Source organism: Bacteroides sp. (genome assembly GCF_029057325.1).
Lineage (GTDB): Bacteria > Bacteroidota > Bacteroidia > Bacteroidales > Bacteroidaceae > Bacteroides.
This window is the reverse complement of record NZ_JAICZW010000136.1, coordinates 1-22,545: the sequence shown is the minus strand read 5'-3', so window position 1 is coordinate 22,545 and position 22,545 is coordinate 1. Positions and strand designations below refer to the sequence as shown.

Genomic DNA, 22,545 nt, shown 5'->3' with positions numbered 1-22,545 from the left:
ATATCGAATAAGCATGTCTGAAGTCACAACGAAACAGCTGACAGTAATCATTTCTTTTCTAAATGAAGGAATAGAAGTGGCACGAACCGTAGAGAGCGTACGCCAATATGCTGCGGAACAAGTAGATATATTGGTAATCAACGATGCTTCCAATCATCTGTATGACTACGAAGAGATGTTGAAGCCCTACTCCGTTGCCTATATCCGAAATGAAAAAAGAATTGGAATTGCTGCTTGCCGCGATTTGGGAGTGAGCCTGATACAAACTCCCTATTTTCTGTTTCTGGACGCGCACATGCGATTCTATCGGGAAGGTTGGGCAGCACAAATAGCAAGTTATTTGAACGAAGATGACAGACAGCTGTTATGCTGCCAAACGTATGCTCTCATCAAAGACGAAAGCGATGAGGTAATCCCCCTTCCAGATCGTGAAGTGTCTTATGGTGCCTACATATCGTTTCAGGACGACTACTTACTGAGACCTAAATGGATATTCGGAGAAAAACCGGAACCGGAGAAAGAGCTCATAGATATTCCGTGCGTGTTTGGAGCAGCCTATGCCGCCAGCAAACGCTATTGGATGCATCTCCGTGGATTGGAAGGCCTTATCCGTTATGGTTTCGACGAAACTTATATATCGCTAAAAGTCTGGATGGAAGGAGGCCGGTGCCGGCTTATCAAGAATATTGAGGCAGGACATATCTACCGCACGCGCTCTCCCTATCGAGTATGTCAAGACGAGTTGATGTATAACCGCTTATGGATTGCAGCGCTGTTGCTTCCCGAGAATCTGAAAGAAAAAGTATTCTCCATCTGCCGACAACAAAACGAGCTCTTGTATCAAAGAATGCTGGAACAACTGGAGGACAACCAATGCCTGCTGGAAGAGTTGAACGAACATTACAAACGGATATTTACCATCGACTTTGACCGCGCCATGCGGCTTAGTAATAATTTTAATACCAAATCATTATGAAAAATTTCATTACAGAGAAAGAAGCTCTATTGCCATTAGAAGGCATAGAGGTAATGGGAGATGAGCTTATGTTCATCTTGGGAGGAACAATTGCAAGCTCTAGTAGCGGTTCCGGTTGCGGGTGTGAATGTGGCACCGGAGCCGGTTGTGGATGCGGATGTAGTTCCGGAGCCGGATGTGGATGCGGGTGCGGTTCCGGAGCCGGATGCGGATGTATTAGCGAAGGTAACAGCCCTGCCGACAACTCTCCTGCCCAGTAGAAAATCAATGAGGGTGAAACACTTCACCCTCATTTTACACCTTAAATACAAAATCTATTATGAAAGTAAGTTATTACAATATATATACTAAAAACAAAAACAACGTCATCTGTTACAATACCAAATGCGATTCGTTCTGTGTCCTCTCAAATGCAGACGCCGAGTTGCTAAAAAACAATCTGCAGAAGCTCTCCCAAGAATCTCCCAAAGCATATAATGATTTGATAAAGAACAAATTTATCGTAGAAGATGAAACAGACGAGTATCAGGAATTGTGCCAGGAATATGACGCAAGCATAAATTCGCCTTACACCTACCACCTCACCCTGCTCCCCTCCTTAGACTGCAACCTGCGGTGCTGGTACTGCTTTGAGAAGCACATTCAAGGCAGCCATCTGACCGCCGAAAATTCTCAAGCCATATTGGAATACATAAAGCAGCTGTTCAGCCGGAATCCGGAACTGAACTACCTCAACGTCGAGTTGTTTGGAGGAGAACCCTTGTTGTATTTTAAGGAAGAGCTATATCCCTTGTTGTCGCAAATCAAACAATACGTCACCGCCCGGCAGAAGCGTGTTTCTTTCTTCTTTGTCACCAACGCCGTTTGCATCACTCCGGACACCCTTCCCCTGTTCAACGATTTAAACGCCACATTCCAAATATCCATAGACGGATATAAGGACCGGCACGACCAAATAAAATTCATACCCGAAACCAAAGAGGGCACGTATGACAACATGGTACGCACCATCTATATGCTTACCGAACAGATGGAAAATACCTATATCAACTTGCGTATCAACTACGATGATGAGACTCTTCCCTACATGAAAGACCTGATAAAGGACCTGATTGACGTGAACCGTCGCAAAATAGGCATTCATCTGGAACGCGTATGGCAAACCGGTACTTTTATGAACTATGACAACGAGGAACTGAAATCGATTATCAACCTGTGGATGCTGAACGGCTTCAAAGTATCGTACATGAATATGGCCAGAAGGAGTTATTCATGCAAGGCATCCGTCCGAAACCAATGTGTCATATCCTACGACGGCGCCGTATATAAATGTTCCGGTCGTGATTTCACTACGGAGCATCAAGACGGAGTCTTGTCGCCCGACGGAAACATACACTGGAACCAACCCAAATTGGACAAACGCCTGTCTATCGTCACTTATGACAATGACCTATGCAGGAAGTGCAAGTTCCTGCCGTTATGCTGGGGACCCTGCTGCCAGAAGCAACTGGAAACTACCCCGAATGACTTCAGAAGATTCTGCCAAAAACAGAATATGGAGTTAAATATTGCCGATTATATGCGCTATCGTTTCAATAATGCGTATATTAGCAACTCGTTTAATCAATAATCATACGCTACTATGACGAACCGCATTCTTTTGCTTATAACAACCATCGCGTGCAACCTCTCCCTCCTGCACGCCCAGACCTCCGTGAGCGGAAACGTGAAGGACAAAGACAAATCTCCCCTGCAAGGCTGTACCGTCTATTTCCTGCAAGCCGATACACTGGCAGGAGGAGGCATCACCGACAAGAAAGGGAACTTCTGCGTGAAAGGTCTGCAACCGGGCAACTACATCTGTCGCATATCCATGGTGGGATTCAAGAAAATAGAGCATTCCTTCAAGCTGGCGGGGGACATCCGTCTGCCCCAGTTCACCTTGGAAGAGGATGCCACACAGCTGGAAGAAGTCACCGTGACGGGCGACAAACGCAACATCGTGAAAAGCGGAGCGGGAAGCACCACCTTCTTCCTATCCGAACACGCCAAGAAAGCACAGACTGCCTATGATGCATTGGTGGAGATTCCCAAGCTGTTAGTGAATCCTATCGACCGCAATATCAAACTCATCACGGGAGACAATCCACTGATTCTGATAGACGGTGTGAAACGTCCAAATTACATTGATGTACTGAGACCGGAACTGATAGAGTCAGTAGAGATTATTGAAACCCCGTCCGCACGCTACTTAGGATCGGAGGGAACAAGTTGCATCCTCAACATCCATTTAAAACGGATACCTACCCCCAGTTATTTTAATGGAAACGTATTCACACAACATGCCGTAACTTCCGGACATGGAACGACAGGTGTCAATCTTGAAACAGGAAACACGCACTCGTCATTATATCTGAACGCCAGACATTTTTATTACGCGAATGAAAAAAGTAATTACTATTCAGAAACTCAATCGGGAGATATCTTACAAAAACTATCCCAAATACGAAACTTTACACAAAACAGCTATTATGCAGGAATAGGGGGCGATCGCATCTTCTCAAACAAAAATTATACAGCTTTCAATATACAATACGTGGAAGCCCCATCGGACAGAAGAATGGAATCTAAAGGAAGTATGGAATACTTGTCCGATGGCAGGAAGTCAAACGTCATCAGCCGTATGCAAAACGACAACAAATACCGCCAAGCCACCGCCTACCTCTACTACAAACATACATTCAGTAAAAAACAGACCTTAGAAGCTACCAGCAATTACATCTACGGTTTTTCCGGCTCCGAAGGAGAACAGGATGATGTCAACGACTTTTATAAATACAACAAATTGATAAATCTGAAAAACAACAACCATTTTGGCAAGTTGAGCCTGGACTATACAAACATCATCAAGAATAAATATACCTTTAGCGCAGGCTCCAATTCCACTTATTCCAGCATTAGTATAAATGACATGGCGGAAAAATTTCCCGTCTATCATTACAAGAAATGGCAAGAGTATCTGTACGCAGGCTTCGACAACAACCGTTCCGGTTCCAAGTTCAACTACAGCATCTCACTGGGGATGGATATGCTGTTCACAAAAGCAGGCCAAAGCAGGAACCACTACATAGACGTACTACCAGCCTTGGCACTAACATACAAATTCAACCAAAAACATACGCTGAGCCTGAACTACAGCCGTGCACGTTTCAGTCCATCTGCCGGACAGCTAAATCCCCGCAACACGTCCACAGACAGCCTATATGTACAACAAGGTAATCCTTACCTGACTCCGCAATTTCTGGACCATGTCCAATTTGCCTATCGGCTCAACTACAAAAGACTCTATCTGGAGCCTTTCATCAGTTACGATTATTCTTCCGACATCATTTCCGGTGTAAGCTACATGGAAGATAATGTATATATCAGTACTTACCAAAATCTACTCTGCGCCAACTTCCTGAAAATCGGTGCCATCCTCAACTACAACCTTCCTTTCGGTAACATAAACATGATGGGCAATTATCAAAAAAAATCTCAAAAAGGAATGGCATTCAATGGTGAATCTTTGGAAATCAGCTTCAACGGGAACTTCTATTACAAGAATGTCTCTTTAAGATTAGCCGGCGGATATTCTCCCGACAGATACACACTTACTCAAAAAATAGAAAAATATCTATGGAGCCAGGCTGATCTTTCTTGGAACCTGCCCAAAGGATGGAAAGTTGCCTTAATGGCACAAAACTTCATACTCAGCAAAAAGAATTACAGAACTTGGGCAAAAGACAAGAATTACAGATTGTTCTTTGCTGGAAGAATGACTGACCGTAACCCCATGCTCCAGATGCACGTCACCTATTCCTTTAAAAACAAGGTAGCACAAAAATGGAGACAAAGAAAAATGTTTTATGGAACAAAAGACTGTGAAGCGAAGGAAATTAAAGTAAATGTAAGGGAATAAATATACAATATCCATGTTACCCCCAAATTGTACTTATCTAAAATTTTTACAAAAAAAATGACGAACCGCATTCTTTTGCTTATAGCAACCATCGCGTGCAACCTCTCCCTCCTGCACGCCCAGACCTCCGTGAACGGAAACGTGAAGGACAAAGACAAATCTCCCCTGCAAGGCTGTACCGTCTATTTCCTGCAAGCCGATACACTGGCAGGAGGAGGCATCACCAATAAGAAAGGAGACTTCTACGTGAAAGGCCTACAACCGGGCGACTACACCTGCCGCATATCCATGGTAGGATTCAAGCCGATAGAGCATTCCTTCAAGTTAGCGGGAGACATCCGCCTGCCCCAGTTCACTATGGAAGAGGATGCCACACAGTTGGAAGAGGTCACCGTGACGGGCGACAAGCGCAACATCGTGAAGAGCGGGGCAGGAAGCACCACTTTCTTCTTGTCCGAACATGCCAAGAAGGCACAGACCGCCTATGAAGCGCTGGTGGAGGTTCCCAAACTGACCGTGAACCCCGTCTCTCGCAGCATCAGCCTGCTTACGGGAGAAAAGCCCCTGATTCTGATAGACGGTATCAAGCGCCCGGGCTACATAGAAGTACTGAGTCCCGAACTGATAGAATCCGTAGAAATCATCGATACGCCATCGGCACGCTACATGGGCGAAGAAGGCGTGACCTGCATCGTGAACATCCACTTGAAACGTACCGGACTCCCTACCTATGTCAATGGAAACGGCTACACGCAACACGCCGTCACCTCCCGCCACGGAGTGACAGGAGCCGGTGTGGAACTGGGTAACGCCAAGTCATCCCTGTATCTGAATCTGCAGCATTTCTATTTCTGTGATGACAAGAGCGACCGATACTCGGAAAGCCGGTCGGGAAACATCGCTCGCAAGACCTCCACAGAGTGTTTCTATAACTCCAACAGCTATTATGTGGGATTGGGCGGCGACCGCATCTTCTCTGACAAAGACTATGCCGCATTCACAGTGAAATATATTGCCAACCCCACGGACACCGAAGACCGCGGACAAGGAAGCGTGGAATACCTCGACAAGCAACAATCATCAGAGAACACTTCCTACAAGGAATCGGACAATAAATACCACCTGGCAACCGCCTACCTCTACTACAAGCACTCATTCAGTAAGCAGCAGTGGCTGGAGACTACCGGAAACTATGCCTACAGCTCGTCCGGCTCCACCGGAGAACAGAAAGAGCAGAATGCGTTCTACCAATACCACAACCTGATGGACTTCAGCAACGACCGCCATTTCGGAAAAGTGGATTTGGACTACACCAACCTGCTGCAAGGCAAATACTCCTTGACCGCAGGTTCGAACACTTCTTTTTCCAGTACCAACATCGATGACACGAAAGACCTGTTCCCGGTATACAACTACACAAAGTGGCAGGAGTACCTGTATGCAGGCTTCAACAACAACCGTTCGGGAGCCAAATTCAACTATACGCTCTCGATAGGCATAGACATGCTGTTCACCGAAGCGGACGGGGTGAAAAACCACTACATAGATGTGCTGCCCGCTGCGGCACTGGCCTATAAGTTCAACCGGAAACACACCCTGAACCTGAATTATCAGCGTTTCCGCTACAGTCCCTCCCTTGGGATGCTGAACCCACGCAACACATCCACCGACAGCCTGTACATCACGCAAGGAAACCCGTATCTGACTCCAAGCTACCAAGACCGAATCCGGCTCTCGTACAAACTCAGCTACAAGAAGCTGTACCTGGAACCTTACCTCACTTACAGCTACTCGTCCAAGCTAATCAACGCCGTCGGCACGATGAAGGATGACATCTACATCCAATCGTACCGGAACTTCTTGTGTGCGAACTTCCTGACCGCAGGCACTTCCGCCAACTACAACCTGCCTTTCGGCAACATAGGTATAAGCACCTACTACCAAAGGAGATTCCAGAAAGACATGGCCTTCGACCATGCGGAAACATGGAACTTCAACCTGAACACCTATTTATACTACAAGCGCGTATCGCTCTCGCTGAATGCGGGATACCAAACCAAAAGTTACGGCTATACCACAAAATCGGAAGGAATTCCTTGGAGCAACGCCAACCTCTCCTGGAACCTGCCCAAGAGCTGGCGGGTCTATCTGATGGCGCAATCGTTCATAGGAAGCGGCATGCGTTCGAAATCATGGACGAAAGACAAGGAATACACTTCGTACAACAGTTCGCGCATGACCGACCGCTCGCCCATGCTTCTAATCGGCGTATCTTATGCGTTCAAGAACAAGGTGGAACACAAATGGAGACAGAAGAAGCAGTTCTATAATGATGACAACACGCTGCAAAGCATCGGTGTCAACTAGTAATTAAAGTTTCGCATATCGTTGATATGATATTCAAACCCCGTTTCCACCACATCAAACAACCGGACGCAATGGAATGCGGAGCCACTTGTCTCCGCATGATAGCCCATCACCACGGCAAGATGTACTCTGCCGAAGCCATGCGCCAGCTATGCGCCGTGGGGCACAACGGGGTCTCCATGCTAAGCCTGAACGAAGCGGCCCTTAAAATCGGCTTCAAGACGGTTTGCGGACGGATGAGTGTGGAGAAACTGGTGGAGCAACATCCTTTTCCATGCATCCTGCACTGGAACCAAGACCACTTTGTTGTGCTATACCGGATAGAGAAAAACCGAAAAGGCAGACTGAAATTCCACATCGCCGACCCGGGAAGACATCTGCTCACCATAGACGAAGAAGACTTTCGCAAGGCATGGGCATCATCCGGCAGCGACACGCAAGACGCAAAAGGGATATTGATGGCACTGCAACCCACTTCTCTCTTCTACTCCCTGAAAGGAGAAGCGGGTACAGAGCATTCCCTGTCTTTCCTTCGGAACTACCTGAAAGGCTATAGAAGCCTGTTTGTGCAGCTGGTTATCGGATTGGCGATAGGCAGCACACTGCAACTGGCCTTCCCTTTCCTCACGCAAGCCATTGTAGATAAGGGAATAGCGGAAAAAAACCTGAGCCTCATCTACATCATCCTGTTGGGACAGTTGATGCTGGCGGCAGGCAGAACCTCGGTGGACTTCATACGCCGGTGGCTGTTGCTGCACATCAGCGTGCGCATCAACATAGCCCTGCTCTCCGACTTCTTCCTGAAACTGATGAAACTGCCGATGGCATTCTTCGACAGCAAACTGAAGGAGGACTTGATGCAACGCATCAACGACCACCAACGCCTGGAACAGTTTCTGGCTGCACAGACACTGAATACGCTGTTCTCCGTCTTCAGTTTTCTCATATTCGGAGGCGTATTGCTCTACTACCATGCACCGGTCTTCGCCATCTTTGCCGGCGGATGCCTGATATATGCGCTGTGGGTCTGTGCCTTCCTGCAGAAGCGCAAAGCCATAGACTATGAATTTTTCGACCTCTACGCACGAAGGCAGAACAAGACCATCCAGATTATAGACGGCATGCAGGACATCAAGCTGCAAAACTGCGAGCAACGCAAACGATGGGAATGGGAAGACACACAGGCAGACCTGTTCCGGACCAACATAGCCTCCATCAAGCTGCAACAGACACAGGAAGGAGGAAGCCTCTTCATCAACGAGGTGAAAAACATTCTTATCACCATAGTCACGGCAACCGCCGTGATAGAGGGAGAACTGACCTTGGGAATGATGCTGTCTATACAATACATCATCGGCCAACTGAATGTGCCGATAGAGCAGTTCATGCACTTCATCTACTCATGGCAGGATGTGAGGCTCAGCATAGAACGAATCAATGAAGTGCGCCAAAAAGAGGATGAGAACACGCATCGCGAAGTAACAGACCCTCTTTGCAACCGGGAAGATATCATACTGGAAAACGTAACGTTCAGCTACAACGGCTCGCATTCGCTCAAGGCACTCGATAACATCTGCCTGAAGATTCCCAACGGAAAAGTGACCGCCATCGTAGGCGCCAGCGGCAGCGGCAAGACCACCCTGCTGAAACTGCTGTTAGGATTCTACCAACCCGCATCGGGCAATATTCTGATAGGACAACACCCTCTGAACGAAATAAACCTGCGGTTCTGGCGCAGCCTATGCGGAGTGGTCATGCAAGACGGTTACATCTTCTCCGAATCGATAGCCCGCAACATCGCCTTAGACAATGAAGAGATAGATTACGAACGCATGAAGTATGCCGCACACACGGCCAATATCACAGAAATGGTAGAACAATTGCCCCTGAAATATGATACCATAATCGGTGCCAACGGACAAGGCATCAGCCAAGGGCAGAAGCAACGCATCCTGATAGCCAGAGCCGTGTACAAAGACCCTTCATTCCTGTTCTTCGACGAAGCTACCAACTCACTGGATTCCGGAAACGAACGAATGATAGTGAACAATCTACAAGACTTCTATCGAGAGAAGACCACCGTCATTGTAGCCCACCGACTAAGTACAGTGAGACACGCCGACCAAATCGTAGTGCTGGAAAAGGGAAGCATCGCAGAAACGGGCACGCACGATGAGCTGATCCGGAAAAAAGGAGCCTATTACAATCTAATCAAAAACCAACTGGAATTAGGAAACTGATGGAGAAAGAAAGAAAAAAGAATTGTCTGACCAATTTCATAAAAGAGAATGATACCCACAGCGAGAAAGTGCGTCGCATCATCGAACAGAAACCGACTTTCATCGTAAGATGGGGCAACACCGTATTGCTGGCAGTCGTATTATCGGCTCTCCTGATGGCCTGGGCCGCCGGTATGCTGAACGGACGGTAATGAGAGGGGAAAACAGAAAAAAGAACCGCAACCTGCCTCACCACATAATTCAGGCACGGAATTCACAGAACACACCGACCTTTTACCAGTCCGTGTATTCCGTGCGATTCCGTGCCTGAAAGAAAACAGAGCGTTTGTTTCGGCGCAACTTCTTTTTACATCCGCTCCGGTACCTCGATACCAAGCAATCCCATGCCCAGACGTACCACCTTCGCCACGTTCGCCGAGAGGGCGAGGCGGAACACTTTCACGGCCTCGTTCTCCTCGCGCAGGATGCTGAAGTCATGGTAGAACTGGTTGTATTCCTTCACCAAGTCGTAGATATAGTTGGCTATAATGGAAGGACTGTAGTCTTCGCCTGCCTGACGGACGATGCCGGCAAAGTCGGCAAGCATCTGAATCAGGCCTTCTTCCTTCTCGCTCAGCTCGATGCCGGCGGGCAGTTGGGCGGGGATTTCGATTCCTGCCTCCTGCGCCTTGCGCAGCACGGACCGGATACGGGCGTAGGTGTATTGGATGAAGGGGCCCGTGTTTCCATTGAAGTCGATGGACTCCTTCGGGTTGAAGGTCATGTTCTTGCGGGCATCCACCTTGAGGATGAAGTACTTCAGGGCACCCAGACCTACGATGCGGGCGATGTCGTCGGCTTCAGCCTGTGTCAGTCCGTCGAGCTTGCCCAGTTCGTTGCTGGTCTCCTTGGCGGTGCTGATCATCTCTTCCATCAGGTCGTCGGCATCGACCACGGTTCCTTCGCGGCTCTTCATCTTGCCTTCGGGCAGCTCCACCATGCCGTAGGAGAAGTGTACGAGACCCTTGCCCCATTCAAATCCCAGTTTGTCGAGCAGGATGGAGAGCACCTGGAAGTGATAGTTCTGCTCGTTGCCCACCACGTATATCATCTTGTCGATGGGGTAGTCGGCGAAGCGGAGCTTGGCAGTGCCGATGTCTTGCGTCATATAGACTGAGGTGCCGTCGGCGCGGAGCAGCAGCTTGTGGTCCAGACCCTCGCCGGTGAGGTCGGCCCATACGGAACCATCCTCCTTGCGGTAGAAGAATCCCTTCTCCAAGCCTTCCATCACCTTCTCCTTGCCTTCGAGGTAGGTATTGGATTCGTAGTATATTTTGTCGAAGGTGACACCCATCATGCGGTAGGTCTCATCGAAACCGGCATATACCCAGTCGTTCATCTTCTTCCAGAGGGCACGCACTTCGGAGTCGCCTGCCTCCCACTTGACGAGCATCTCGCGGGCCTCCTTCATCAGGGGCGATTCGGCTTCGGCCTTGGCCTTGGCCTCTTCTTCGTTCATTCCCTCGGCTTGGAACTTGGCAGACAATTCTTTCACCTCGGCCTTGTAGTGCTTGTCGAAGGCCACGTAGTAGTCGCCTATCAGATGGTCGCCCTTCTTGCCGGAGGATTCCGGAGTCTCGCCTTCGCCGTACTTCAGCCAGGCGAGCATGGACTTGCAGATGTGTATGCCTCGGTCGTTCACGATGTTGGTCTTCACCACACGGTTGCCGTTGGCGGCTACGATGTTGGCCAGAGCGTTACCCAGCAGGTTGTTGCGGACGTGCCCCAGGTGTAGCGGCTTGTTCGTGTTGGGCGATGAGTACTCTATCATCACCAAAGGAGAAGCCTCGGTAGCGGCGGTGATGCCGTACTGCGAGTCGGCGTGGATGCCATTCAGCAGTTCAATCCAGGCGGAGGAGGCGATGGTGAGATTCAGGAACCCCTTAATGACGTTGAACGCCGCCACCATAGGTTCGTTTGCCTGCAAGTATTCGCCTATCTCCTGCGCGGTCTGTTCGGGTCCCTTCTTCGACATGCGAAGGAAAGGGAAGACGACGAGCGTGAGGTGTCCTTCAAACTCTTTCTTGGTTTTCTGCAACTGCACTTGCGCGGGGTCGATGTCTTGCCCGTAGAGTGCTTTCAGTCCGTTCACAACGGACGCTACGAGTTTCTGTTCTATATTCATAATGCTACATATATTTTCGTGCGTGCAAAGATAGTGCAAGGCAAGAGCAGTGACAAATAAAAAAACTTGTTTTTTAGATTTGGCATTGCCGATCCGCATCCAATCCTATTCAAAGATAGTGCAAAATTCTGATTCTGCGGAACAAAGGGGGCCAAGAAGCATTCATAAAAGCATGATTTGCCCTCTTGGAAAGAAATAAAAGGAAATAAGCAGATTAAGAGAGGATAAACCCGACAAAAAATAATCTTTTTTATCGCCGATTGATTAATTTTGCAGCGTAATACTACAACCCTTTTAAAATTCTTTATTATGAATCACATTACGAACAATGTATTGTATTCCTTGACAGGAGCCGCCATGGTGACGTCTTTCTCCTCCTGCAAGGAGCAGAAACAAGTGGAAAAGAAGCCCATGAACATCGTCTATATCATGTGCGACGACCACTCTTTCCAGACCATCAGCGCCTACGACCAGCGCTACATCCAGACTCCGAACATCGACCGCATCGCCAACGAGGGAGCACGTTTCACCAACAGCTTCGTGGCCAACTCGTTGAGCGGCCCCAGCCGTGCCTGCATGCTGACCGGCAAGCACAGCCACGCCAACGGATATACCGACAATGCCGACGGCGCCATGTTCGACGGCAGCCAGCAGACCTTCCCAAAACTATTGCAGCAAGCAGGCTACCAGACAGCCATGATAGGCAAGTGGCACTTAGGCTCAGAGCCTACGGGCTTCGACCATTGGGACATCCTGATAGGGCAAGGCGATTACTACAACCCTACCTTCATCCGCAACGGCGAAAAGCTGCAACGTGAGGGCTATGCCACCAACATCGTCACCGACATGGCCATCAACTGGATGGACAGCATCCGCGACGAGAGCAAGCCCTTCTGCCTCTTCATCCATCACAAGGCACCACACCGCACATGGATGCCCGACCTCTGTGACCTCGACCTCTACGAAGATGTGGTCTATCCGATGCCGGAGAACTTCTATGACAAGTACGAAGGCCGCATCCCCGCTTCCAAACAAGAGATGAGCATTATCAAAGACATGGACCTGGTCTATGACCTGAAACTTGCCGACAAAGAGAACGAAATCCACTCTTCGGAAGCGCTTGAACCGCGTGGTCGCTATATGTACACCGACGCACTGACTCCCGAACAGAAAGCCGCGTGGGACAAGCATTACGACCCCATCATCGCCAAGTTCAAGAAGGACAAGCTGAGCGGAAAGGCGTTGGCTGAATGGAAGTACCAGCAATACATGCACGACTACCTGCGCGTCATCCACTCGGTGGACCGCAACGTAGGCCGTGTGCTGAAGTATCTGGAGGAAAACAACCTTTTGGAGAACACCCTGATTGTCTATACCTCCGACCAGGGTTTCTACATGGGCGAGCACGGTTGGTTCGACAAGCGCTTCATGTACGAAGAGTCTTTCCGCACTCCCCTGCTGGTCCGTCTGCCGGAAGGCAAGAAAGGTGACATCGACCAGATGGTGCAGAACATCGACTACGGCCCTACCATCCTCGATCTGGCCGGCGTGCAAGTGCCCGAAGACATGCACGGCGTATCGTTCCTGCCGCTGCTGAGGGGAGAGGAAGTGCCCGAATGGCGCAAATCGCTCTACTATCACTTCTATGAGTTCCCCGCCGAGCACGCAGTCCGCCGCCACTACGGTGTGCGCACCGACCGCTACAAGCTGATTCACTTCTACAACGACATCGATTGCTGGGAACTCTATGACCTGCAAGAAGACCCGCAAGAAATGAACAATATCTATGGAAAACCCGGTACGGAGGAATTGACCAAGGAACTGAAAGCCGAAATGCTGAAACTTCAGGAACAGTACGACGACCCTATCCGCGAGGTCTATAAAGACTGACGCCGGCACAAAAGCCTGAAAGCGCATCGGAAGAGGGATGCTCCCATCTTTATCCTGATGCACTTTCAGGCTTCATTGCATCTGCACAGGGGCACTTCATTGATTTACGATCCGGCCATCCAGCAAATGGATGATTCGGCCGGCATAGCCGGCATCTCTTTCCGAATGCGTAACCATCACAATGGTAGTTCCCTGCCTGTTAAGTTGCTGAAGCAATGTCATGACTTCGATTCCATTGGCAGAATCCAAATTACCGGTGGGCTCGTCTGCCAGAATCAAAGGACAATCTGTAACGATTGCCCGGGCAATGGCTACCCGCTGCTGTTGTCCTCCCGACAATTGCTGCGGAAAATGTCCGGCACGATGGGCCATGTTCATCTGCTCCAACACATTCCTTACTTTGGGGAGCCGCTCCTTCTTTGGAATGCCCAAGTATATTAACGGCAACTCTACATTCTCGAATACGGTCAGTTCATCTATCAGATTAAAACCTTGAAAGACGAAACCGATGTTTCGTTTGCGAAAAGAGGTGAGCCGGCTCTCATTCATGTCAGTCATTTCTTTCCCAGTTATAAAATAAGTTCCGGAAGTGGGCGTATCCAGCGTACCTAAGATATTCAGCAAGGTCGATTTACCACATCCGGACGGTCCCATGATGGCAACAAATTCACCCTGCCCGATCTCCAAGTTCACATCACTCAATGCCCGGGTCTGTACATCTTCGGTCGTGAAGACCATAGAGAGGTTTTCTGTTTTTATCATATCGTCAAATATTTAATTTAAGTTTCGCATATCTTTGATATGCTGTCAGCAAACAAGTTAACAAGACAACGAGGCGTTACCTGCGTATTTGAAATTATCCGTTTCTCAAAACATGCATTGGTTTCAGACGAATCACCCGCCAGGCCTGACGGGCTACCGTCAACAAAGCAACACACATCATCAGCATAAACGCTATCAGATATCCCCACCAAGGCAACAGGATGTGGAAAGCATAAGTCTTGAGCCATTCATTCATCAAAATAATGGAGACGGGGGTTCCCAATGCCGTTGCCAATGCCGTAAGGAGCAGCAACTCTCGCGTCAGGACCATGAAAAGAGTTCTTTTGCCCGCCCCCAACACCTTTCTGATTCCAATTTCCCTGACACGGGCCATGGTAGAAAAGAGAGTCATAATCCACAACCCCAAACAAGCCACAAATATGGCAAGCAACGCCGCACACGTGAAAATCCAGCTGAAATTACGGTCGGACTTGTATAAATCATCATTGTAGTCGCTCAACCTGAAATAAGAGAATACCGTCGAGGGGAAATAAGTCTTGTATATCCGCTCTATCTCCGCAAGCCGCTTTGAATCGATTTCCGTCTTCAGCAGTATAGAGATATAGGGCGTGGCTATAAGAGGAACGCGCTCCTTCATGAAGAAGATAATGGGCTTATAGGGGTCGGATAGCGACTGCTGGTGATAATTTCTCACGACTCCGATTATCTCAAGCGGCTCTTTCAAGACTTCCATGGCCAGCTGCTTGCCCAACGCCTCTTCTGGCGAAGAGTATCCAAGCAACCGGACAGCCTCCTCGTTCAGGACAACCTTGTTCAATTCATCGCCATAGTTTTCGGAAAAGCCACGGCCGCAAAGCATCGGGGGAGCGTACAGAGCCAGATAATCATCATCCACGGCAAACATTTGCATCAGCTTTATTTCTGAGATGTCGCTTCCATAAGGACGGTTTGTAAAATAGTTTGCCACTTCCACACCCGGCACAGCGCCGGAAACCGCCACGCGGCTTATATAAGATTCCTGTTCCAGCCTCTTCTTGAAGTTCCTCATCTGCACGGACATATTTTCTGTCAAAGCTGGATACTTCAAAACCAATACATGCTCAAACAGGGCAGAAGAAGTCTCCTGCTGCATATAATGTGTCTGCTTAATCACCACAATGGTTCCCGAAACCAATACAAAAGAGGCTATAAACTGGATGACGATTAATGCTTTTCTTATGCCGTTCCCCTTTCGGCTATGCAGCAATTTTCCTCGCATCACGTCCGACGGCTTGATACGGGTAAGCAGCAACGAGGGATACAAACCGATAAAGAAGGTTCCGCAGACAAATATCATCAATGCCATCCCCCAACACTCCGGCGACGTGAGGACATCGAATGCGAAATCTTGCCCGACCCAACGGGAGGCAACCGGCAACAAGACCTCCACCCACCCTAAGGCTAAAATGAACGCCAACAAATTAAACAGGCCCGACTCCAACAATCCCTGTATGACCATTTGACGGCGAGAAGCGCCGAACACCTTGCGAAGTCCGAACTCCCTCCCTCTCTCCAAATAGCGGGCGATGGTCAGGTTCAAAGCATTCACCCATCCAATCAGCAATAAAGCGACGGCCATCATCGAAAGAATCCGCACAGCCGTCCTGCTTCCTTTTTCCTCTTTTTCATAAGACTTACGGGGAGTCAGATGTATCTCTTTCAAAGGGATAAGTTCAACTCTCCAGTCTTTATACTTCAAGGCGGCTGTCTTATACTTCGGTGACAGGACATGAAAGCCCTCTTCTATATCACGCGGATGCTTATCCGGTTCAAGGCGGATATACGTATATACACCATGGATGTACCAAATGTCACGCCGCGCTTCCGGAATGGAAGAGTATGACAGCAGAAAATCGTAACGCAGATGAGAGTTGTAGGGCATATCCGCTATGATTCCGGTGATTTCAAAATGCTGTTCCGACGAGGGTGTCTTGAAAGTCAGGATTTTACCGATAGGGTCGCTGTCGGCGAAATAGCGGTGCGCGGCGCTTTCTGTGATGACGGCAGTATGGGGACGGGCCAATTGTTCCTTCTTTTCTCCTTTAATTACAGGGAAATTAAACAGGTCGAAAAAGGCCGGTTCCGTATAGCAATAGTGTTCTTCTATAAACTGGCGGTCTTTATAGGTCACTTCTTGTTCGCGGTCTTGTGCCGTCACCCTGACATATTGCTCGATGCCGGGAATCTCGCGAGACATGACAGGCGCGTGCCCGAATGTGGTGGTGGCCCAATTGTCGGTCAGCACGTCTCCTTCATAAAGCCGACTTTCCACCCGGTAGATTCGCTCCCCCTCATGAAACGTGTCAAAACTCAGTTCGAACCTCACGTAAAACAGAATCAACAAGGCCGCGCCAATACATACGGAAAGACCAAATACATTGAGAGCGGAAAGCGACTTCTTCGCCCGCTGACTTTTAATAATCTGAGATAGATATTCCATTACCGTAAATTTAAATGTTCGTTCTTACCAAATAAGTCATATCCGGAGATTATGACTTTCTCTCCGGGATTCAAGCCATCCAGCACTTCATAATACAAAGGATTCTGCCGCCCCAGGCGGACCTGCCTCCGACGGGCAACCTTTTCTTGCTCATCGACCACATATACATATTCCCCACCACTTGACTGATAGAAACTTCCACGTGGAATGAGGACAGCTTCCAGAGGGTCACCCAGTTGCAAGTCCAAGTGATACGTCTGCCCGGACCGGATATTTGCCGGCCTGTCGGAAATGAAATGCAAATCTGTACGGAATTGCCCGTTCCGCACTTCCGGATATACTTTTGTCATTTTCATGCCATATTTTTTCCCCTCACGCTCAAAGTCGGCAGAGAGTCCGGGATGGATGCGCTCCACATAATGCTCATCGATTTCGGCTTCCACCTTCAGGGCCGGAGTAAGAATTTGCCCGATACGTTCACCCTGGGATATAGACTGCCCTATCTGAGCCTCTATGTTTCCCAATTGCCCATCGACAGGCGCTTTTATCTTCAGATTCTCCAGGCGTTCACGCACAAGCAGAAGCGTCTTCTTGATGTTCCGGATATTTTCATTCAGGCTTTGCAACTGGTTATCGCGCAACAACACGTCCTGTTTGATTCTCTCGTCCAAGACATTGATTTGCTCCGACGCTGCGCGATACTCTTCCTGAGCTTGCAGCCAGTCTTCCCGTGACACCAGCTCCTTTTGGAACAAATGCGAATACTGCTTAAAGCGGCGCTCTTTTTGCACCCAATCTTTATGCAACGCAATGCGCTCCTGCTTCAAGCGGAGGTGTTCCTGCTCCATATTCAGGCGGGTATTGCGGAGTTCATTCTCTTGATAAGCCAGGTTTGCTTCGCTTTGCAGAATGCCGATATTCAACAAGGGATTGCTCAGACGGATGATTACGTCTCCGGCTCTTACCTGCGCCCCCTCCTCTATCAGGCGCTCTTCGACACGCCCGCCCTCTATGGCATCCAAATAGATGATATGGTCGGGAATGACTTGCCCGACCACACGGATGTAATCATTGAATTCCCCTTTTTGTACGGTAGCGATTGTCACCCCCTCCTTGTTGACATTCATAGAGGAGGAGGTGTCACGGAATACGAGCCATAACAGGCCTAAAAAAACGGCAATCAAGCCTATCGCCATAACCACAGTCTTACTTAACGACCTTTTCTTCTCGATTCTTGTATCCATCCCATTATAATCAATCTGCTTCATCGTTATTTTATGATTTAATGCCAATACATTCGTTTCACTTACAGGAGCGATAACTCCGCTAACCCCATCCAATGAAAAAGTACATCACTACAAGAATGTCCCCTCCCGATAGAATCGTATCACTCTTCTCTTCAGATTATATTGCAGCCTTGTACGTATTATCTCCGCTTTAGCCTGCATATACCGATTTCGTTTTTCCAATAATTCGAACATGGATATCATGCCTTCCTTCCATTTTTCCTCACCCGCTTTCCATGTTATGGAATCCGCACGAAGTTGTTCCTTCGCCAATCGATGCTCCTGAAACGTAGCCCGAAAAGAGAGGTATGTGTCATGAATTTCTTTAGAAAAGGACAAACGCTGTCGCTCATTCTCATTCCGTACTTGTTGCAAACGAAACTTTTCCTTCCTGTCGGTCTCCAAACGGGCCAACCCGTTGAATAACGGTAAAGATACGCATATTCCGATATACTTGTTCAGATTATTGTTCAATTGTTCTCGAAACGGAACAATACCTCCCGATCGGGTTCTCTCCGTATCATAATAGCCCGTATTCAGATTAAATTCCATGCGGATGGAAGGGTAAAAATCCCCCTTTGCCACAGCCCTTAACCGGCGGGCGGCTTTTTCTTTCATATTCAGCATGCGATATTCAGGAAGAACAATCTCGGCGGCGGAACAGAGTTCATCGGGGCTTAAAGAGCAGTCGGCCATATCCTTTTCCATTTCCCTATCGGGTATAACAACACACAGTGTATCAACATCTTTGATATTCATGAGTTCCTTTAGAGCCAGTAGCGAAAGCCGGCAATTGTTGGATTTCACCGTTTCTTGATAGATGTCGGATTGCAACCGTGCCTTCACTTCCTGCAAGTCGGAAAGGGAACGCATTCCTAAATCGGCATACTCCGTCATCTGCCTGCAATAATACTCGCCCAGCTTCCGCTGCTCAACAGCAAGCTTGTGCATTTCTTTATCGAAACAATAGCGATAAAATGCTTCATGAACCTCAAAAGCCAAATTGTTTTCCTCCACTTGGCGCAATAATACATTGATTTCCTTGTTCGCTCTGTAGAACTGCAGTTTATGGATGCGCGAGAAACCTTCAAATATCGGAAGAGAAAGATTCAGGCCGACCGTAGTCTTAAAAAAAGACTCAGAAGTATATTGATTCGTTCGCGGGTCTATAGAACGTCCGAACTGGCTTCCCCATGCGCTGATCGCATTCATTGATGGTAAAAAATTCCCATAAGCGGTTACAACATCCGCATGAGCGATTTTTACATCCAATTTCTTATTTTGTATCCGTAGATTATGTTCAATGGCATATTGCATACAGTCTTCTTCGGTCCATTCGGATTGGGCTTTGCCTGTTTCCGGCAGGACAGCATAGCAGATTGACAAAAGAATCAATAAACGTTGTTTAACTGATGTTTTAACACTCATATCGGTTGCTTTATGTGATTATATCCGCTTTTTGCCATACAAATTGCATGCCACTTTCATAAACCACTAACAATTAATATATTACAAAAATCCATATAAAACAAACGTCCATATTATGGACACCTGAACGTCCATGTTTTTGACAGATTCATGGAGCATTCAGCCATCCCGTCCCTTTTACGTTCCATTGGTTGCGGGAAAGTCTCATGACAATGAAATATCAGTTTATGGCATACACGATTTACCGTCATGGACACAGCGCGAAGGGCGCAATAAAATTCCCGAATGTGTCAAATAATTAGGCGTTTTTTTGCCCGGCATCTGCGAAACAGGTATTTTTACCCATAAAAAAGAGCCGATGCAAACAAGTACTATCCTAATTGTTGATGACAATAAAAGCGTATTGACTTCGCTGGAACTTCTTTTGGAAAGGGAATTTGAGAAAATAGAGACCGTATCCGACCCCAACCAGATATTTCCTATTTTAGAGGAGCAGGTGATTGACTTAGTCATTTTAGACATGAACTTTTCTGTAGGATTCAATACCGGCAACGAGGGTTTGTTCTGGCTTCAGCGCATCCATGAGATGAAGCCGGAACTACCTGTCATCATGTTGACAGCATACGGAGACATTGACCTCGTAGTGAAATCATTAAAAAACGGAGCCGCGGACTTTGTATTGAAGCCTTGGAACAATGACAACCTGATAAAGAAAATACGGGCCACGCTACAGGAGACAAGACACAGATTACCCGCCAACCCCACTAAAGGCCCCAGTGAGCCGGCAATGATTATCGGCCATTCGCCTGCCATGATGAAGATAATAAAACTGGTGACCAAAGTTGCCAAAACAGATGCCAACATCTTAATCTACGGCGAAAATGGCACCGGCAAAGAAATATTGGCGCGTGAGATTCACCGGCTTTCACTCCGCAGCCGGCACGAGTTGTTTCATGTGGACATGGGAGCCATCAGCGAATCATTGTTTGAGAGCGAACTGTTCGGGCATGAAAAAGGGGCTTTTACGGATGCGCATGAAAGTAGAATCGGCAAATTTGAAGCGGCAAGCGGAAGTACGCTCTTCCTTGATGAGATAAGCAACCTGTCGGTAGGATTGCAAGCAAAATTATTAGTTGCCCTACAAAACAGGGAAATAACCCGGCTTGGAAGCAACAAGAAAATCCCAATCGATATCCGGCTGATTGCCGCCACCAACCGCAATCTGCATGAGATGGTGAAGCAAACCCGTTTCCGCGAGGATTTATTTTACCGCATCAACACGATACAAATCGAGATTCCTCCTTTGCGACATCGCAAAGAAGACATCGCCGCTTTTGCGGAATACTTCCTAAAGAAATACGCCAGCCTGTATAAACGGCCCGGACTGACCCTGCACCCCAAAACATTGGACAAACTGGAGAACCATCATTGGCCGGGAAATATCAGGGAATTGCAATATACCATGGAGAAAGCTGTCATCTTAACAGAAAAAGATGTAATCAGGCCTTCTGAAGTATCCATGCACTCGGACAACACATTTTCTTCCGACAAAGTCCCCCATCTAAAGGAAGTGGAAAGAAAAGCCATATTGACAGCCATCTCACAAAACGCCGGAAACCTGACAGCCACGGCCGAACAATTGGGCATCAGCAGACAAACATTGTACAACAAGCTGACACGCTTTAATTTTTAATGGTAAATGTTCAGCACCCGTTTATACATACACACCCTTCTATTCGTATGCCTCATTGTCCTGACATTCGGGCTTGGACTTGCAGGCATCCTCTCACGACGGGCCATCATATTAGGCACGATTGCCGTCATAGCCGCGTTGTGGCTTATTGGCGCACTTGTTTACTACCTGAACTCCTACAACCGGAAAATAAAACTTTTTTTCGATTCCATAGAAGACAACGAGTCCATGCTTCATTTTCCGGAACACTTCGGCACCAAAGAGCAGCGCTATCTATATGCCTCCTTCAACAGGATATACACATTGGTTTCGGCGCATAAAAAGCATGAGTTCGAACGTAAACTGCATCAAAAAGAATACGAGTCCTGGGAAAAGCTCATGCGGGTATTGACCCACGAAATAATGAATTCCATCACTCCCATCGTCTCACTCTCGGAAACCCTTCTTTCTTATTTCCAAACGGAGCACGGCTCAAGGCCCGCCAAAGAGATCACCGACCTCACCATCGAAAAAGCAATACGCGGTCTGGAAACCATCAAAAGCCAAGGACAGAACTTAATCTATTTTACAGAATCCTACAGACAGCTTTCAGGCCTGAAGCAGCCCGAATCCAATCATTTCTCCTTGACCGCTCTGATAGAAAGCATTCAGATACTTCACCAAAAAGATTTGCTGCGACAGCACATAGACCTTTCCGTTGACCTTTTCCAACCGGAAATACAAGTCTATGCGGACGAAAAGATGTTATCGCAGGTTTTGAACAATCTGTTGATAAACGCCATGCAAGCCCTTGCCGAACAAGCAGACAGAAAGATACGCATAAAAGTGTATAGCCGGGGAATGACGCTGTTCATAAAGATGGCCGATAACGGTCCGGGCATCCCCTCCAATCTGCTCGAGGATATCTTTATCCCGTTTTTTACTACCAAAAAGAATGGAACGGGTATCGGTCTCAGCCTTTCCAGGCAAATTGTACGCATGCATGGCGGAGAATTGTCTGTAAGTTCCCAACCTTTTCATGAAACTGCATTTACGATTTCCCTACCGCTATCCGGATTGCCCGATTGCCAACAGGTGTGAGGGTGACGTTGAGTCCGGTGCCTCCTCCCCTGAATGTAAATTATTTTTTCGTCTCTTTTTCGCAGCCGGCATGCTCTGGTGAAAAAATGTCTTTTTCCCTCCTTTCCGCGGTTCTTCCTGTCTGCATCTTATCCCACCCCTACCAGGGCCTATTCGGCTTCGGACGTTCTTCGGACAAACTCCACTCCCTAGGACCGA

At 48.0% G+C, this 22,545-nt stretch carries 15 protein-coding genes; 10 read left to right on the top strand and 5 right to left on the bottom strand.

Annotation, left to right across the window (positions count from 1 at the left end; genetic code table 11):
* Positions 1-13: 13 nt before the first annotated feature.
* From K2G43_RS08450 to K2G43_RS08420, 7 genes are read left to right on the top strand one after another with little or no spacing between them, the layout of a single operon-like run.
* Positions 14-976: a glycosyltransferase gene (locus K2G43_RS08450; RefSeq protein WP_300154172.1), complete on the top strand. Its 963-nt coding sequence runs from the start codon at positions 14-16 to the stop codon at positions 974-976.
* Positions 973-1,236 (top strand): hypothetical protein, encoded by a 264-nt coding sequence (locus tag K2G43_RS08445; RefSeq protein WP_300154170.1) that lies wholly within the window; start codon positions 973-975, stop codon positions 1,234-1,236. Before K2G43_RS08450 ends, K2G43_RS08445 begins: the two co-directional genes overlap by 4 nt.
* 59 nt (positions 1,237-1,295) lie before the next feature.
* Positions 1,296-2,606 (top strand): radical SAM protein, encoded by a 1,311-nt coding sequence (locus K2G43_RS08440; RefSeq protein WP_300154167.1) that lies wholly within the window; start codon positions 1,296-1,298, stop codon positions 2,604-2,606.
* 12 nt (positions 2,607-2,618) lie between these two features.
* Positions 2,619-4,937, top strand: coding sequence for an outer membrane beta-barrel protein (locus K2G43_RS08435; protein WP_300154164.1), 2,319 nt, complete (start codon positions 2,619-2,621; stop codon positions 4,935-4,937).
* A gap of 57 nt (positions 4,938-4,994) precedes the next feature.
* A complete protein-coding gene (locus tag K2G43_RS08430; RefSeq protein ID WP_300154160.1) occupies positions 4,995-7,304 on the top strand; it encodes a TonB-dependent receptor in 2,310 nt (769 codons plus the stop codon).
* 26 nt (positions 7,305-7,330) lie between these two features.
* Positions 7,331-9,544: a peptidase domain-containing ABC transporter gene (locus tag K2G43_RS08425; RefSeq protein WP_300154157.1), complete on the top strand. Its 2,214-nt coding sequence runs from the start codon at positions 7,331-7,333 to the stop codon at positions 9,542-9,544.
* Entirely contained in the window at positions 9,544-9,735 is a 192-nt protein-coding gene (locus tag K2G43_RS08420) for a hypothetical protein (RefSeq protein WP_297642601.1), read from the top strand. The genes K2G43_RS08425 and K2G43_RS08420 overlap by 1 nt, the downstream gene beginning before the upstream one ends.
* Positions 9,736-9,890: 155 nt before the next feature.
* On the opposite strand, the gene argS is transcribed toward K2G43_RS08420, so the two are convergent.
* On the bottom strand, positions 9,891-11,708 hold the full coding sequence (argS, locus tag K2G43_RS08415; protein ID WP_297642602.1) for an arginine--tRNA ligase: 1,818 nt from the start codon (positions 11,706-11,708) through the stop codon (positions 9,891-9,893).
* A 309-nt stretch (positions 11,709-12,017) separates the two neighbouring features.
* Here argS and K2G43_RS08410 point away from each other — a divergent pair, with 309 nt between their 5' ends.
* Positions 12,018-13,598, top strand: coding sequence for a sulfatase (locus K2G43_RS08410; RefSeq protein WP_300154152.1), 1,581 nt, complete (start codon positions 12,018-12,020; stop codon positions 13,596-13,598).
* A 96-nt stretch (positions 13,599-13,694) separates the two neighbouring features.
* Here the strand turns inward: K2G43_RS08410 and K2G43_RS08405 are convergent, their stop codons facing one another.
* From K2G43_RS08405 to K2G43_RS08390, 4 genes are all read right to left on the bottom strand, one after another.
* The gene (locus tag K2G43_RS08405) at positions 13,695-14,360 is read right to left on the bottom strand and encodes an ABC transporter ATP-binding protein (protein WP_297642605.1); all 666 of its coding nucleotides are present in this window, start codon (positions 14,358-14,360) and stop codon (positions 13,695-13,697) included.
* A 94-nt stretch (positions 14,361-14,454) separates the two neighbouring features.
* Positions 14,455-16,860 carry an ABC transporter permease gene (locus K2G43_RS08400; RefSeq protein WP_300154147.1) on the bottom strand — a complete coding sequence of 802 codons (2,406 nt, stop codon included), beginning with the start codon at positions 16,858-16,860 and terminating at the stop codon, positions 14,455-14,457.
* Positions 16,860-18,104 carry an HlyD family efflux transporter periplasmic adaptor subunit gene (locus K2G43_RS08395; protein WP_300154144.1) on the bottom strand — a complete coding sequence of 415 codons (1,245 nt, stop codon included), beginning with the start codon at positions 18,102-18,104 and terminating at the stop codon, positions 16,860-16,862. The genes K2G43_RS08400 and K2G43_RS08395 overlap by 1 nt, the downstream gene beginning before the upstream one ends.
* Before the next feature lie 111 nt (positions 18,105-18,215).
* Positions 18,216-19,574, bottom strand: coding sequence for a TolC family protein (locus K2G43_RS08390; protein ID WP_297642609.1), 1,359 nt, complete (start codon positions 19,572-19,574; stop codon positions 18,216-18,218).
* A 358-nt stretch (positions 19,575-19,932) separates the two neighbouring features.
* Between K2G43_RS08390 and K2G43_RS08385 the strand changes: the two genes are divergently transcribed.
* A complete protein-coding gene (locus K2G43_RS08385) occupies positions 19,933-21,267 on the top strand; it encodes a sigma-54 dependent transcriptional regulator (protein WP_300154140.1) in 1,335 nt (444 codons plus the stop codon).
* A gap of 6 nt (positions 21,268-21,273) precedes the next feature.
* On the top strand, positions 21,274-22,347 hold the full coding sequence (locus tag K2G43_RS08380) for a HAMP domain-containing sensor histidine kinase (RefSeq protein ID WP_297642611.1): 1,074 nt from the start codon (positions 21,274-21,276) through the stop codon (positions 22,345-22,347).
* The last annotated feature ends 198 nt before the right edge of the window (positions 22,348-22,545 follow it).